Below are 16,000 nucleotides of genomic sequence, written 5' to 3' on the forward strand. Positions count from 1 at the left end.
CCACGAATAAAAACCGAAAACCGGTAACGCTTTTTATCAATCCTCCTTTAGCAATTCAATGGCTTCGTCGTACTGTTTTAGCAGGCCTGGTACCCTATCCACTGCCCAGGCGTGGTAATTATCTTTTATCAGCATAAGCGTGGCATGTGCGTTGGGCGTTTTACGCGCTTGCGGATCAAACATCACTTTGGCTACTTCATCTTCCACCTTCATAATCCGGGCCTGCTCGTCATAAATGCGGGTAAGCAGGGCGGCTTGCTTAAATGTTATCTTCGAAAGAATGTTATGCCCTTTGGCCACATCCCAGGCAACATTATCAAGGTAGCGGTATAAAACCCCGGCAGGGGCAATGTAGTTCAAATGAAACTCATCGTTAGTTACAATCCTGGCCTGCAATTTCGGATCGGCCAAAGCCGAATCTATCGATTTCAAAACCTGCTGATCGTAGGCGTATTGCTCAACAGTAAATTGTTTGTTTTTAATCAACTCGGCCCTGATGTTGTTTACCAGTTCCTGTGTTTCTTTTTTTTCGTGCCGGCTATTGATAAACTCGGTAAAAAACAATCCCAAAAATACGCTGAACACAATCAGCAGCGATTCGCCTACATATTCTTTCCAGTCGCGCACGGTGTAAATCTCCAGTTTCTCGCCATCGTGTTTGGGTACAATTTTGTTTTTTGCGTGCTGTGGCATAGGGTTTTATTTGGTGAAGACAATATAAGAAAAAAATAAAAGCGCTAACCAGCATTAATGGTTATTAAAATATTAAGGGGACATCATCAAAGACCTAATGATGGCATTCCCTGCGGGCCGCGCTATTCGCTCATACGCGCACATGGCATTAGGCGCGGGCCGGTATCCGCTACTATCGCTAATGCATTTGTCGGAACCGGAATTAAACGAATTTTAAGAATTTCTCGAATTTGCTTTTTAAATTCTGTTAATTCACTATTCTGAAAATTCCGATTCAGACAAAAAATTCTGTTAATTCTTTAATTCGATAAATTCCGGTTCAGACAAAAGAATCCTATAATTTATGAGTATCTTTTGGCCTTCATCGTGCTTTTCACCGCGATACTGTTGCCCCCATGGAGTTTATGAAACAACGCACTTGTATTAAGGAGATAGCAGAAGCTGCCAACCGCAGCTTTGAGGTGGAAGTGCACAATTTTTTGCGTGCATGGGTGCATAACCACGAGGATAAAACGCTGCTGCAGTTTGATCAGCCATTAGACGATTATTTAGCAAATGACGCGCTGCGCGATTTATTTTTGAATACGCGGCACCCTATACAGCAATTATTAACCAATCGTTCCATCGCCTGCCACCTGGGACGGCGTGCACGGGCTGTTTACTTTGACCCGATAAGCGGCGACCCTTTATTGGCGCCCACGGAACAGCGCATTTATAACCTTGCCCGCAGGATGGACAGCGAACGTATGCATGTGCCGTTCCGCTCGGTTCATCCCAACAAGCAAACCGAGGCTGGCGACACGGCGGATATCGGCACCTATCCCGAGGGATCGGAAGAAATCAGGTATAACAGCGGCAATCATTTTAGCAGTCGCCCGGCAAACGGGAACGTTTTTGATGAACATAGCAGGCACTGCATGGCAAAGTCGGCAGGCAACTTGCACGTGCTTTTTGAGCGTGGATTTTTGGAAGATCGTTTACATGATGTAAAAGAGCTTACAGCCCAAATGCATGAAGCAGGCGAAACCCAGCCCCAATTTTTTGTGATCTACAGCAGGCATTCGCTGGAAGAGGGACATTTTGGAACATCGCTGGTGATCATGGACCCTGCAAACCCCGACTTCCCCCACCGTGTAATGGTTTGCGATACCCTGCTTAAAGACCTTCCCCATCACCCGCGCTGGTGGAACCATTTTATTGCCGAATATTCGCACGTATTTGGCGACGCGATAGCCGAGATAGTGGAAGACCTTTCGCACCCTTTACAAAAGGTAAATATCAAAGGCGATAACCCCTACCGCCATGACTGGGACTGCCCCTACTACGCCACCAGCATGGCCGATGCCCTTGCCGACCTGGTGAAAACAAAACCAGAGTTTTTGCTAAACGGCAATGCAGCTGATATACACGATGCCATGAAAGCCATAATGCAGGACTACTACCAACCCGACAATGAAATTAAAACCAGGCTGGATATTCAACAAACCAACCGCTTAAAACGCTGGAAAAGCGGGCGGGAATTGATTAAGGAATTGGTGAGTGAGGTGAGCAGGAAATCGTCGTATGAGTTGTAGGGGCTTCAACTCATTAAGGGCATAGCCCTGACCCATTTTGTAGCAACGGGTTGAAACACGTTGAAAAAAACAAACGAAAATTAAAGCGAACCGTAGGTTGGCGCATATAAATGGATCGTTCCTACGGAACTATTCATTTACGGTATTCCTAATCAACGGGTTGAAACCCGTTGCTAATATATGGGCCGTCCGCTATGCGGACTTTTAGGAGGTGCTATAATTAGCAGGGGTTTGGGATCAAAAAAATAAATAATCGGGAGATCAAAGGCGACACAAAGAAATTCCAAATCATTTCCCGAATTGGAAAATATTAAGTTTGAGCTTTTTGAATATGACTTTTATATTTTTCGACAAATTCCTTCGCATCTCTTAAATTCTTAGGGTAGGGAATATAGTTGTCGTAAGGGGTTTTAAAATACTCATTTTTACCTATCTGATAAATATGTTGAAACGGAAATCCGGTTTCAATTAAAAACACAACCAGCTGCCAGCCTTTTTTGTCAGCTTTTTTCGGCGGCCTAAAACGCTGGTTTAAAAGTCTCATCGGTATTCCACAATGGGGGCAGGGATATTTTTGTTCACTGTTATAAGCGAAATCTTTATTGAAGCATAGCCTGCATGATAAACAAACCTTTTTGTGTCCCATCTATTTCGACCTTATTATTGTCATCATTTACGTTATAACGGACAGCTACGATTATACGATAAATTTCAAATAAATCTATCACATTACACCCAATAAAAAAAGCCCCAACTCATCATGAGAGCACTGAAAAAGTCCCCTCAGTATTTGAGGCTAAAAAAGTCAATTTGACGCTCTGAGAATCGTTTGTACGAATCAAAGCTATGTCGTTTGCTCCTATAGGGCAAGGAAAAGGGGGGGGGCATGATTTATGACACAACCCCTCTTTTTTTCTCCGATTTAACGGGACTTGTTCAAAGCCCCCAACTCATCATCGGGGGCTTCATTATATTAATTCGTTTTCCTGGCATCCTGCATCGGGTTACTGCCCGATGTGGCCCCCCGTGGTAATACCTGCTGTTTAAACAGTTCAAACCTTGTTGGGGCGTATTCGCGTGGCCAGCTGTTGTTGGCTTCGTCAATGTCGGCGGTTTCGCGGTATGGGTCAAGCTTGATAGATTTTACTTCTTTGGCTTTGGCAAATACCTTGCTTACTTTAAACTCGTTTTTGCGCCAGATGTAGGCGGGCAGTTTGTCAACTTCTTTGGTGCCATCGGTGTAAGTCCACTCAATAATGATTGGGCTTACCAGGCCGCCTTTGTTGCTGAAGGTAAGCTCGTAAAAATTGGTTTTGCTGTCGTAAAATTTCTTTTCGTCAGGGCTTAAGCCGGCATACATATCCTGGTAAGCTTTAGCGGTTAAAGGCGTTGGGGCAAAACGGTCCCATTTGCTGTAAAAATCCTGCAGGGAAGTATCAGCCTCTACGGTCGTTTGCATACCAGCCGCTTTGTTGCGGGTGGTGCTGATATTTTCCATATTATGGTCATACGCGGCACGGTCGGTAGCGCCTTCAAGGGCGGGGTTTTTACTGTTTAATTTGTAATATTTCACGCTATCAAGCGATACATCCACTGGCTCGGTTCCGTAAAACCAGCCGCGCCAAAACCAATCCAAATCAACAGCCGATGCATCTTCCATGGTGCGGAACAAGTCTTCGGGCGTAGGGTGTTTAAAGGCCCAGCGTTTGGCGTAAGTTTTAAAGGCATAATCAAACAACTCGCGGCCCATTACGGTCTCGCGCAGCACGTTAAGCGCGGTGGCCGGTTTGGCGTAAGCGTTGGGGCCAAACATGATAATATTTTCAGAGTTGGTCATGATAGGCTCCAGCTGGTTCTTCGGCATTTTCATGTAATCAACAATTTTATAGGCCGGACCGCGTGACGATGGGTATTTAGAGTCCCACTCCTGCTCGGTTAAGTACTGTACAAAAGTGTTCAGGCCTTCGTCCATCCAGGTCCACTGGCGCTCATCCGAGTTCACGATCATCGGGAAAAAGTTGTGGCCAACCTCATGGATAATTACGCCTATCATCCCGTTTTTGGTGGCCTCGCTGTAAGTACCATCCTTTTCGGCACGGCCGTAGTTAAAGCAAATCATTGGGTACTCCATACCGTTTGCCGCCTCAACCGAAATAGCCACCGGGTAAGGGTACGGGATGGTATGTTTTGAATATGTTTTGATGGTATGCGCAACCACTTTGGTAGAGTATTTACTGTACAGCGGGTAAGCCTCGGGGCCGTAGTATGACATGGCCATCGCTTTACGGCCGCCCTCAATCTGGGCGCTCATGGCATCCCAAACAATACGGCGTGATGATACCCATGCAAAATCGCGCACATTTTCGGCATGGAAACTCCATGTTTTGCGTGCTGCTGCATGACCTTTCATGGCGTTTTTAACTTCATCCAAAGTAACTATCTGCACAGGCGTGGCTGCTGTTTGTGCCTTGTTCCAGCGGCTTAGCTGCGCGCCGGTAAGGTTTTGGGCATAGTTGGAACACTGGCCTGTACCGCCTACCAAATGATCGGCAGGTACATTAATGTTCACTTTAAAATCGCCAAAAGTTAAGGCAAACTCGCCGCTGCCCAAAAACTGTTTGTTTTGCCATCCCTGGAAATCGCTGTAAACGGCCATCCTTGGGTACCACTGCGTCATCGTGTATAGGTAGTTGTTATCCTCGGCAAAGTACTCGTACCCGCCGCGGCCGCCGATGGTCATTCTATCAGATATATTGTACCACCAGTTAATTTTAAACTTGAATTTTGCGCCCGGTGCCAATGTGGTCGGCAACTCAATACGCATCATCGTTTCGTTAATGGTATACGTAAGAGTACCGCCATTTGCATCTTTTACGCTCTCGATGTGGTTACCCAAATCAAGGTTGTGGCCCATAACGCCTTGTAGCTGGCGCATGGTCATTTTGCCCTGCATTTTGCTTTCGGCAGTAGTAAAGCTTTCGGCATCCTTCATGTGCTGGTTTTCATCCAGCTGAACCCACAGGTAAGTAAGCGCATCGGGCGAGTTGTTACTGTAGGTAATAATTTCCGATCCATCCAAACGCTGCTTATCGTCGTTGAGCGTGGCGTTAATTTCGTAATCGGCTTTTTGTTGCCAATACTTGGGGCCCGGCGCACCAGATGCCGAACGGTAGCTGTTTGGGGTGCTTAGCATGGTACCCAGCTGCTCGAAACGGTTACCGTGGTTTGAGCCGGGATTGTTGTCGTGTTGTGCCCATGATGCCGAGGCCAGCATGAGGCATGAAAATAGGGCAGGGTAAAATTTATTCATCTGAATTTAATTAGGAAAAAACGTTCGATACACATAATAAAAGCAATTCCAAATATGGCCGACGACAGGAACATCGTCCAGTCGCGCTGTGGTGTTTTGGCAAATTTGACGAGCAGGAATGAGATAAGTAACGCAGATATTACAATTAATACCTGCCCAAACTCCAGCCCAAGGTTAAAAGCGAGCAGTTGGCCAGTGATATTGGTACTACTGCCCAGCAAGCTTTTTAAGTAATTTGAAAAGCCCATGCCATGGATAAGGCCGAAAAATAAGGCCAGCGCATAGTTAAGCAGCATAGTGTTGGTGGTGCGCTTTTTATTAAGCACATTAACCAAACTGGTAAATACAATAGTTACAGGAATTAAAAACTCAATAAGCGAAGTGTTGACATGAATAACATTTAACACGCTTAAAACCAGCGTGATAGAATGACCGATAGTGAAGGCGGTAACGAGTACAAGTACCTTGCGCCAGTCGGCCAGCAGGTAGGTACCGCAAAGCACGGCGACGAATAAAATATGGTCATACCCCTCCCAGTTACAGATGTGTTGCCATCCTAACTGGAAGTATAATGAAAAGTCAGTCATTGAGCTAATTCGCAATTGCCAATAAAAATAACGTTTTTTGTCGAAAATAAAACACCCGAGCGAGAGATGTTACAGTTGATGATGATAAGCCTGTTCAGCTTATTCCACCCCTTTTTTGTAAGCGTTACCGAAATTACCCACAACGCCAAAACCCAAAGCGTTGAGGTAAGCTGCCGCATTTTTTACGACGACCTGGAGCGCACCATAGAAAAGCAATACAAAACCCCGGTTGATATCGTTCACCCCAAAGACAAGGCTAAACTGAACGATATGCTGAACGACTACATCAAAAAGCACCTGGCAATAAAAGCCGATAATAAAGTTATTGCCCTAACCTACCTGGGCTACGAAATACAGGAAGATGGCGCCTGGGTTTACTTTGAAGCCAAAGGCATCATCAAACCCAAAAAGGTTGATGTGCATGACGATTTGCTTTATACCGAACACCCCCAACAAATAAACATGCTGCACGTAACCGTAGGCGGCGAGCGCAAGAGCGATAAACTGGATAACCCGGATAGTGATGCGGGGTTTATTTTTTGATGTGCAGATTATAGATTTCAGATATGGAGATTATTTTTAATCATAACAAAAGCCACCTGTCAATGTTGAGGTACGAAGCATCTGTGCGCAAACTATGTAAGGCGTAGAGTAGATGCTTTTTAACTACCCATGATATATTAATATACAAACAAATATCGGCTTGAACGCTGGCTAAGACTCACCCGCCGGCGCTACGCGCGGCACCCTCTCTTCACCTTGCGGTGAAAAGAGGGCTTGAAATTTAATTAACTATTAATCAGCAATGTAGACATACCAAATCTTCAAGCCCCTCTTTCCGGCGGAGCCGAAGAGAGGGTGACGGGCGCAGCCTCGTCGGGTGAGTTTTCTCCACCGTGCCCCCCCTACTGCAACGGCGGAAAAAAGCTTACCAATCTTGCTATTTTACCCTCCGCGTCAAATTCAATATAATCGGTACCGCCTTTGGTTTCTTTACCGGGGATATCAACCGTTCAGGTATAAAGGGCAACATTATGGTGATGCTCGGGCAGGGTGTGTACGTGAAAGATGCGACCTGGCGCTAACTGGTGTGACCCTAGGCACAGCGCGGCAATGCCGTCAACCCCGGTTACATTTTCATAGTTAGGATCGGTGTAAATAGCTCCCGCAGCCCAACATTTTGTGAATGCCGCTTTAATGTCGTCCTCGCCTTGTACGTTCCACGAGGCTACGTATTGTTTAATGGTTTCTTCTGGCGATGTTTACGTTTAATGTGATACAAAGGAACTGAGGCTTAGCCGCAATAAAATTAAAGTAGTTTAATAAATGAAAAAGGGGGGTGCTTTATTCTCCTATTGTCATGCTGAATTTATCTCAGCACCTCACACCCTAAGTCTGCGGCATGGATAGCATAAAAGCATGGTGGTTACCTGCTCTGTGGGGTGCTGAAACGAGTTCAGCATGACTATCTTAATGCCAAAAGCACACTACTTATCAATTACCCCACTTAACTCTTGATTCTTAATTCTTGACTCTTTCCCGTTCTCCTTCAAGCAACTCCAGCACCTCGGCCCAGCTATTAACCCTTTGGTGGTGATGCAGGTTGGTATTGTGGAAAGCATCAAACATAATGGGCTTGCCGTGGCAGTAGTCCAGGTTTTTGCAGTGGTCGTCAATTAAAAAGTCGGTCTTGATAATGCTTTTATCGCCGCAAAAAACAATGTTTCGCCAGTGGATGAACGGGAAGTGCTCGGCAAGCCATTCATACTTCTCGGGAAGTGACAGCGGGAACTCCATGGCTGCCGATACAATGTACACGTCAAAATCTTCCATTAACGATTTTACCGCTTCAACCGCTCCTTCCATCAGCGGCAATGTCCTGAAAAATCCGGGCTTATTCACCATCCCATGGCCTTTGCCTTTAAAAGCATCGTACTCAGTCATGCCTGCAATATCCTGCCGGGTAAGCCTTATGCCGGTTTCCTGTTCATAGTAGTCAAAAAAATGGGGCTCGGTATCGGCCATTACGCCATCCATGTCAATTGCTATCGTTTTTTTCATTTGGTTTGCAATATTTTTCCGCAAATAAAATCATTTTCTGCAATATTTTGCAACTTTTTATTTTTAAGTTTGCAACAAATTGCAATTAAGCTATGATTAAGGACGAACGCTTAGAACAAATATTGGCGCATGTGGCAAGGCAGCGCAGCGTATCACTTACGGACCTCAGCAACGCGCTCAATGTATCTGAAGATACCATCCGCCGCGATATCAAGATCCTGTCGGACCAGGGCTTGCTGAAAGCCGTTCGCGGCGGGGCTGTGGCACATTCGCCTACGCCGCGGCACTTCCGGGCAAGGGAAAAGCACGATATGGCACAAAAACGTATTGTAGCCTCCAAAGCCTTACAATTTATAAAAGAAGGGCAGGTAATTTTCCTCGACGGCGGTACCTCCATCCAGGCACTGGCCGAGTTGATCCCTGCCGATATGAAGATCACGGTAGTTACCCACAGCTTCCCGGTAGTGAGTGTGCTGGAAGATCATCCCACGGCCGAAGTGATATTTGCAGGCGGCCGGCTTTGTAAAACCGCTTTTACCACTATAGGTTACGAAACCATCCAGACTTTCAAAAACTTCCGTGCCGACCTGTGCCTCATGAGCGTTTGCAGCATTCACCCCACCATGGGCCTCACTACTGTAAACCACGATGAAGCACAGGTAAAACGTACCATGATGGAAATGGCCGGCCAAACCATCGCCCTATCCACCATTGATAAATTAAATACCGCCGAATCGTACTACATCAGCCCCGCGACAGCTATAGATATTATTGTTACCGATGCCGAAACCAGCGACGATAGGCTAACCGCTTATAAGCAAGCAGGCATCACCATAATTTAACCCCCATTGAAAAAGAATTTAATTCCCCTTACCCTTGGCGGCCTTGGCATAGGCACCACCGAATTTGTAATGATGGGCCTGCTGCCCGATATCGCCAAAGATTTCCGGGTGAGCATACCCGTGGCCGGGCACCTTATCTCGGCCTACGCCCTTGGTGTTGTCATCGGCGCGCCTTTGCTGGTGGCCATCAGCAGCAATTATCCACCTAAAAAAATACTGATCGCCTTAATGGTCATGTTCACGGTTTTCAACGCGTTCTCGGCTTTCGCGCCCGATCATAATGCCTTGTTTATTGCCCGGTTGTTGTCCGGTTTGCCACATGGCGCGTTCTTTGGCGTCGGCTCGGTAGTGGCAAGCCGCCTGGCCGAGAAAGGTAAACAAGCGCAGGCCATATCTGTAATGTTTGCCGGTTTAACCATTGCCAACCTGCTAAGCGTACCCTTAGGTACCTATATCGGTCACCATTATTCGTGGCGGTACACGTTTGGGCTTATCGCTTTTATCGGGCTGATGGCGCTACTGTTTATCCAGCTCTGGCTTCCGGCTTTACCGGTAAGCCGTGAGGGCGACATTAAATCCGAATTGGGCTTTTTTAAAACCCGCGAGGCCTGGCTCATTTTACTCATCACCGCCATTGGCACTGGCGGCCTGTTCTGCTGGATCAGCTATATAGCCCCGCTCATGACCGATGTGAGCCATTTTTCGAAAGATACGGTACCGCTGGTGCTCATCATTGCCGGCCTTGGCATGGTAATAGGCAATTTTATGGGCGGCAAACTGGCCGACTGGGTTGCCCCTGTAAAAGCCTGCTTAATACTACTCATCAGCATGGCCGTGGCGCTCACTACCATCTATTTTGTATCGGGCAACCAGGTGTTGTCGCTCGTCATGACATTTATAACCGGCAGCCTGTCTATGGCCATCGGCTCCCCTATCCAGATCCTTATGATCCGCACCGCCAAAGGGGCCGAAATGCTGGGCGCTGCAGCCACACAGGCCGCTTTTAACACCGGCAACGCCTTAGGCGCGTTTCTTGGCGGCCTGCCTATTGCCATGGGTTATGGCTTTACCTCGCCCGAATTGGTAGGGGTTGTAATGGCCGTAACCGGGGCTTTGTTTGCGGTGGCACTGTATAAAAGGCAGGCGGCGGTGAAAAGGGAGCTGGAATTGGCGTAGATAGCTTTCTATATTATGGGCGTTGCCTGCGGCCAGGCCATCCGTTCATACTACACAGGCATTAGGCGCGTCCAGCCCACGATGCCCACACAAGGCCGGTATCCACTTTGTCCTTAACGCAAAGCTGCGGGGAGCCGGCTAAACATTTAAAACCTGGGGTTGATAAGAATTTTATTTATAAATATTGACTACCGAATTATTTTTATATTGATATGCGCCATCGGTGCTGGTCAAATAAATATGGTTAAACTGCGTTTTTATCAAATTGATATCGCCACCGGGAATGGTAAATTCATGTAATAACTTTTCATTTTTTATCACTGCAAAATAGGAGTTTTTGCCACTGGTATCCGGGCCAGCAACATATATGGTATTTTTGCTCAGCTCCATTTCATATATATTATAGGCTTTGGTAAAGCTCATCAAAGTATCTGTTTTGCCGTTTTGCCTTTTTACATAAAGTTTATTGTGATCGTTGTCATTGCTGATAAAATAATTCCCCACCGACAGATCTGTTATGTCGTTATCGTTATCAGGCAGTTGTTTTATAAACCGCCAGTTTTGGGAGGCATCGCCACCTACGAGCCTATGAACTTTTTTGCTCCAGCCATCAATTACTTCAAGTGGCTGGCGGGGTTTTGAATTAATATGAAATGGAAAAAAGATACTCGTATTGAACTCATATGTTGTCCAGGTTTGTCCAGCATCATTGGAGGAGTGCATTCTGCAATAACTTGGTTCATGAATGCCCATCCAGCGTTCCAATCCCCACCATATTCCTTTATCATCAATTGTAAACTCATCTATGCGGAATATTTTTTTACCTAACCACTTCCATGTTTTACTATTATCTGCACTTAACTCGATACCAACAGAACGCCTTAGCAATATTATGGTATCTTTAGATACGTCAAAAGCACCATATATTTCATGATCTTTTTCTGCCCGGTTAAGCATACGCTGCCACCATTCAGCGCGACTTTCTCCTTTAGGCAGCGCTATTTTCTTTTTGCTGTTACTTAAACATGACGAAGTACTTGTTATAAAAAAGAAAAAAATGGTATAATATGTAAAGCGGTGCACGCTATGTTTTAACCAGATCCCTTGCCTTTCCATTTTATTTCACCCGTTCGGTTTGTACTTTTTGCCCATCGGCATACAATACCAAATTAACACTTCCATCGGTATCCTTTGCAAATTCCAGTTCATAAGGCAAGTCGCGCAGGAAAAATTTGTTTGGGGCCTCGGCCAATAGTTCACGCTTCATTTCGCCTTGCATCCTCACATAAAAGTGGCCTTCTTCAAATAAAATGGTTAAAACTCTGTTGGGTGCCAGCTGAAATTGTCCGGTATAGGTTTGTAATACATCGGCAGCAGGCGTAGAAATCCGTTTTTTAATATTTGGATGGTACAGATCTTTAAAGTCATAAACCTTTGCCACACTATTTACCACCTCGGTGGCCAATTGCTGGCTGCCACTGTTAAGCATCACTACTACGCCATTGCCGCCCCGCAGGCTGCCATAATAAATACTCTGAAAACCTACAGTCGATCCCGGATGGGTGAAATATTTTGTACTATCCAATACATTAATAAAAGCACCAAGTGCTATTCCTATTTTATTTTGGTACGGTGTAAACATCAGCCTGGCGCTTTGCTGTGTTAAAACTTTAACCGATTTACCCTCGTAAGCCAATTGCATTCCGATAACAAATTTAGCCAGGTCGGTAGGATTCGTCCACAAGCCGGCGGCGGCTTGCTCCGGAAAAATACGGTACCTTCCGGGTATAGGGTTGCCAACTATATTATAACCGGTGGCCAGCTTGCCCTCATAAACGGCGGCAGGAGGCTGGCTGAAGGTGCTGTTATTCATGCCCAACGGTTTTAGCACCGCTTGTTGCATGTAACCGGCATAATCCTGCCCGGTGATATCCATTACAATTTGCTGCGAAATGATAATCCCACCGCCTGAATATTCAGGTCGTAATCCAGGTTCAAAAGCAGAACGTATACGGGGACTGTTGGCCGGCTTTTCGCCATTTAAAACCTGCACTATGGTTGGCAGTGGCTTGCCTGGCAGATAACCTCCAAAGCCTTGCAGGTTTATCCCACCGGTATGGCTCAACAGGTTTGCCATGGTGATCTTTTTTCCTTTGGATAGGCTATCATATGGAAACTTCCAGCTTTTTAGGTAGATATTGATATCGGCATATAAATCGATTTTCTTTTCCTCCGCCAGTTTAAGTACGCCAACAGAGTTTAACGATTTACTTATGGAACCAGCCTGGAAAAGCGTTTGCGTGGTAACCGGCGTTTTTGAACTATCGTTGGCAAAACCATAGCCCTTTGCCCAAACCAGCCGATAGTTTTGAATAACCGCTATACTTAACCCAGGCGTTTTATAAAAGGCCATCCTATCCAATATATTCCAGTTTTTTTCGCCCTCTATTTGGATAGGCGCAAACAAACCGTTTTCAACTTTGGCAATGTTTTCTTTTGTGTTGTTTTGGGCATACCCGGTTAACGTTGTTAATAACAGTAAAATTAAAGCGAATAATTTAAAAAGTGTATTCATACTAATTATTTGGTTTAGATGTTTATAAATTCAAATATCAAAATTTAATTCCGTATTATAAAAATAAACAGAATAAAATTTTATCAAACAGAAAAACGCACATTATGTAATGGTATTAACTATCAAGCCAATGTCATCTCTCTATTATTAATTGACATATCGGGAAAAGTCGATATATCTTTGTGCCATGGATCAGTTAGAGATATTTAAGGCGCTATCAAACAAAACCCGGCTGCAAATTTTGCAATGGCTTAAAGAGCCCGAACTAAATTTTCCCTCCCAGCAGGAATATGGGTTTGCCAACGGCGTTTGCGTTGGTCAAATTCAGGCTAAGGCCGGGCTTACACAATCTACCGTATCAGAGTACCTGGCACTAATGCAGCGCACCGGGCTGGTTACGGCTACCCGTGTTGGGCAGTGGACTTACTACAAACGAAACGAAGAAGCCTTTGCAACCTTAAGTAAACTGATTGAATCGGAATTATAATAAGCATTTACAAAACACAAACTATACATGAGCACTAATAACACCTTGTTCAGGCCGTTTAGCCTGAAATCGTTAAATATCAAAAACCGCATTGTAATGGCGCCCATGACGCGCTCATTTTCGCCAAACGGTGTACCAACTGCCGACGTTGCTGCTTATTACCGCAAACGCGCCGAAGGCGAAGTGGGCTTGATACTGTCCGAAGGCACAGTTATCGATAGGATATCGTCATCAAACGATGCCAACATCCCCCACTTTTATGGTACCGAAGCTTTGACCGGATGGCAAAATGTGATTAACGGTGTGCATGCCGCTGGCGGCGCTATGGGCCCACAGATTTGGCATATGGGCATTATGGATAATCACCGCTCAGGCTGGGTGCCATCGCAGCCATTTGAAGGCCCATCCGGCTTAAACAGGCCGGGCAATACCAATGGCGCCACCATGACCGATGCTGACATTGCCGATACCATTGCCGCATTTGGCCGTGCTGCCGCCGATGCCAAAAGATTAGGCTTTGACTGTGTTGAAATTCATGGTGCGCACGGCTACCTCATCGACCAGTTTTTTTGGGATGGTACTAACCAACGGACCGACGTTTACGGCGGTAAAACCCTGCCCGAACGTAGCCGTTTTGCAGTTGAAGTAATTAAAGAAGTAAGGAAACAGGTTGGCGAGGATTTTGCTATCATCATCCGCCTGTCGCAATGGAAACCTGCCGATTATAACAACCTGCTTGCAAAAACCCCACAGGAATTAGAAGCATGGTTAAACCCGATGGCCGATGCCGGTGTGGATATTTTCCATTGCTCGCAACGCCGTTTCTGGGAAACCGATTTTGAAGGATCGGACCTTAACTTTGCCGGCTGGGCCAAAAAAGTAACGGGCAAAGCAACCATTACCGTAGGTTCTGTTGGTTTAGATGGTGAGTTTTTGGCTGCCTTTGGTGGCGCAAGCTCAAACCCAAGCTCGTTAGACGAATTGCTGCGCCGCATGGACCGTGGGGATTTTGACCTGGTAGCCGTTGGCCGCCCCCTATTGGCCGACCCGCACTGGGCACAAAAAATTCGCGATAACCGTACCGAAGAGCTGAAAGGTTTTAGCAAAGAAGCTTTGGCGCAATTGGTGTAAACGCCGGTTAACCTGGTTTTATAAAACGGGCTATCCTTTGGGTAGCCCGTTATTGTTTATGCCCTATCATATCGATTTAGTGTGTGGCTCATTACTGCCCACCGGCTTACGCGCCGGGCCCCTGTTGAGAGCATTAACCTGCGGCAAAATTTCTTTAATCTCCCTGTCAATTTATAAGCGATTGTTTTTGTACCCCGGCTTGTTTCCGCATGCTTTGCTTTACTTTTTCGCGGTGCTGCTCGCCCCAGGCGCTTAGCTCGGCTAAAACGTTTTTTAAAGTACGGCTGTACGCAGTTGCTTCATAAATAATGCTTACCGGGGTGCTGGGGTATACGTTACGCGTGATGAAATCATTCAGCTCCAGGTCTTTTAGTTCATTGGCTAATACTTTGGACGATATGCCGGTAATTTCGTGCTGAATTTCCTTAAAACGCTTGGGCGATTGTACAAGCGAAAGTATCAAGGGCAGCTTCCATTTTCCGTTCAAAACGTACAGCGCGTCGAGCACGTTTTTAAGCGAGTGCGCACATGCTGCCTTGCCCGGAATGGTCTCATTTTTAATTACTTTCATAGATGCAAAGGTAATCACTTACCTGGATGTAACGGCTTACCTTTGGGTAACTACTCACTTTTTGCCACCTGGTAACCATAGTTTTGCTTTCGATAATCCGGGAGGGAAAAAGCCTTTCCGCGTAAATACAAAAGCAAATTTATTATGAAACATATCCTTCATTTAAAGTCAAGCATCCAGGGTGCATCATCGTATAGCATTAAGCTGGGTAATGCCATCGTAAGCAAAATTCAGGACAAATATCAGGGCAGCACCCTGGAAGAATTAAACCTGGCAGATATCGGGATTCCGCACCTAAATGCTGCCGAGCTTCGCTCATTTTTTATTCCAAAAGATCAGCTTACGTCAGAAGACGTGGAATCCATCCGCCTGTCTGATGAACTGGTTAAACAGTTGTTTGCTGCGGATATCATCGTTATTGGCGCCCCGCTGATTAACTATACCATCCACTCGGCCCTAAAGGCATGGATTGATCATGTTACCAGGCCAGGGGTCACTTTTGGATATGGGGAAAACGGCCCTATCGGAATGGTAACCGGGAAAAAAGTTTATGTGGCCATGTCTTCGGGAGGTGTTTATTCAGAAGGCCCAGGAAAAGCAAACGACTTTGTTGCACCCTACTTAAAAGCATTCCTTGGGTTTTTAGGGATGACAGACCTGACAGTGTTCCGTGCCGAAGGATTAAAAGTTCCCGGCGTAAAGGAGAACGCTATGGAGCGAGCGCTTGACAGTATAAAAATTGATTAGCTATTGGGGGAAAATTGGGTAGCCTTAAAAACTTACAAAGCTATCCACGGTAGCCTTATCCAGAGCTGAAATGATTTAGCAAAGGAGGGTGACCCAGCCGGTGTAATAAGACGAAAGACTTTCGAAGTTTTAGAAACTTCGAAAGTCTTTCGTCTTCCCAAAATCCCCTCTTCCCCCGCATTAGCGATTGCAGTGGATACCGGCCCGTGGTTAAGGCTTTGTGCGCGTATGAACGGAAAGCGCGGC

General features: G+C 45.9%; 15 protein-coding genes. 7 read left to right on the forward strand and 8 right to left on the reverse strand.

Annotated features, from left to right (window positions below; all coding sequences use genetic code 11):
• Positions 1-36: 36 nt before the first annotated feature.
• The gene (locus tag BMX56_RS24190) at positions 37-693 is read right to left on the reverse strand and encodes a hypothetical protein (protein ID WP_090652282.1); all 657 of its coding nucleotides are present in this window, start codon (positions 691-693) and stop codon (positions 37-39) included.
• A gap of 404 nt (positions 694-1,097) precedes the next feature.
• On the opposite strand from BMX56_RS24190, the gene BMX56_RS24195 reads away from it, so the two are divergent.
• Entirely contained in the window at positions 1,098-2,267 is a 1,170-nt protein-coding gene (locus tag BMX56_RS24195; protein WP_090652444.1) for a hypothetical protein, read from the forward strand.
• Positions 2,268-2,577: 310 nt separating this feature from the next.
• On the opposite strand, the gene BMX56_RS24200 is transcribed toward BMX56_RS24195, so the two are convergent.
• The 3 genes from BMX56_RS24200 to BMX56_RS24210 form a co-directional block, all read right to left on the reverse strand.
• Positions 2,578-2,811, reverse strand: a complete 234-nt coding sequence (locus BMX56_RS24200) for a hypothetical protein (RefSeq protein WP_090652283.1) — start codon at positions 2,809-2,811, stop codon at positions 2,578-2,580.
• Between the two features lie 429 nt (positions 2,812-3,240).
• On the reverse strand, positions 3,241-5,577 hold the full coding sequence (locus BMX56_RS24205; RefSeq protein WP_090652284.1) for a M1 family metallopeptidase: 2,337 nt from the start codon (positions 5,575-5,577) through the stop codon (positions 3,241-3,243).
• Positions 5,574-6,164: a HupE/UreJ family protein gene (locus BMX56_RS24210; RefSeq protein WP_090652285.1), complete on the reverse strand. Its 591-nt coding sequence runs from the start codon at positions 6,162-6,164 to the stop codon at positions 5,574-5,576. Before BMX56_RS24210 ends, BMX56_RS24205 begins: the two co-directional genes overlap by 4 nt.
• A 66-nt stretch (positions 6,165-6,230) precedes the next feature.
• Here BMX56_RS24210 and BMX56_RS24215 point away from each other — a divergent pair, with 66 nt between their 5' ends.
• Positions 6,231-6,707: a DUF6702 family protein gene (locus BMX56_RS24215; RefSeq protein ID WP_255369909.1), complete on the forward strand. Its 477-nt coding sequence runs from the start codon at positions 6,231-6,233 to the stop codon at positions 6,705-6,707.
• A gap of 978 nt (positions 6,708-7,685) precedes the next feature.
• Here the strand turns inward: BMX56_RS24215 and BMX56_RS24225 are convergent.
• Complete coding sequence (locus tag BMX56_RS24225; RefSeq protein WP_090652286.1) at positions 7,686-8,225, reverse strand: 5' nucleotidase, NT5C type; 540 nt, start codon at positions 8,223-8,225, stop codon at positions 7,686-7,688.
• Between the two features lie 92 nt (positions 8,226-8,317).
• Here BMX56_RS24225 and BMX56_RS24230 point away from each other — a divergent pair, with 92 nt between their 5' ends.
• Positions 8,318-9,067, forward strand: coding sequence for a DeoR/GlpR family DNA-binding transcription regulator (locus BMX56_RS24230; protein WP_090652287.1), 750 nt, complete (start codon positions 8,318-8,320; stop codon positions 9,065-9,067).
• A 6-nt stretch (positions 9,068-9,073) separates the two neighbouring features.
• Complete coding sequence (locus BMX56_RS24235; RefSeq protein ID WP_090652288.1) at positions 9,074-10,243, forward strand: MFS transporter; 1,170 nt, start codon at positions 9,074-9,076, stop codon at positions 10,241-10,243.
• 171 nt (positions 10,244-10,414) lie between these two features.
• On the opposite strand, the gene BMX56_RS24240 is transcribed toward BMX56_RS24235, so the two are convergent.
• Both BMX56_RS24240 and BMX56_RS24245 read right to left on the reverse strand, forming a co-directional pair.
• A complete protein-coding gene (locus BMX56_RS24240) occupies positions 10,415-11,359 on the reverse strand; it encodes a hypothetical protein (RefSeq protein ID WP_090652289.1) in 945 nt (314 codons plus the stop codon).
• A 1-nt stretch (position 11,360) separates the two neighbouring features.
• The gene (locus tag BMX56_RS24245) at positions 11,361-12,818 is read right to left on the reverse strand and encodes a serine hydrolase (RefSeq protein ID WP_090652290.1); all 1,458 of its coding nucleotides are present in this window, start codon (positions 12,816-12,818) and stop codon (positions 11,361-11,363) included.
• A gap of 187 nt (positions 12,819-13,005) precedes the next feature.
• On the opposite strand from BMX56_RS24245, the gene BMX56_RS24250 reads away from it, so the two are divergent.
• Positions 13,006-13,305: an ArsR/SmtB family transcription factor gene (locus tag BMX56_RS24250; RefSeq protein WP_090652291.1), complete on the forward strand. Its 300-nt coding sequence runs from the start codon at positions 13,006-13,008 to the stop codon at positions 13,303-13,305.
• 27 nt (positions 13,306-13,332) lie between these two features.
• Positions 13,333-14,436: an NADH:flavin oxidoreductase gene (locus BMX56_RS24255; protein ID WP_090652292.1), complete on the forward strand. Its 1,104-nt coding sequence runs from the start codon at positions 13,333-13,335 to the stop codon at positions 14,434-14,436.
• A 166-nt stretch (positions 14,437-14,602) separates the two neighbouring features.
• Here the strand turns inward: BMX56_RS24255 and BMX56_RS24260 are convergent, their stop codons facing one another.
• Complete coding sequence (locus BMX56_RS24260) at positions 14,603-15,007, reverse strand: winged helix-turn-helix transcriptional regulator (protein ID WP_090652293.1); 405 nt, start codon at positions 15,005-15,007, stop codon at positions 14,603-14,605.
• 144 nt (positions 15,008-15,151) lie between these two features.
• Between BMX56_RS24260 and BMX56_RS24265 the strand changes: the two genes are divergently transcribed.
• Entirely contained in the window at positions 15,152-15,754 is a 603-nt protein-coding gene (locus tag BMX56_RS24265) for an FMN-dependent NADH-azoreductase (RefSeq protein WP_090652294.1), read from the forward strand.
• The last annotated feature ends 246 nt before the right edge of the window (positions 15,755-16,000 follow it).

The sequence above is a fragment of the Mucilaginibacter sp. OK283 genome (assembly GCF_900110415.1).
Classification (GTDB): Bacteria; Bacteroidota; Bacteroidia; order Sphingobacteriales; family Sphingobacteriaceae; genus Mucilaginibacter.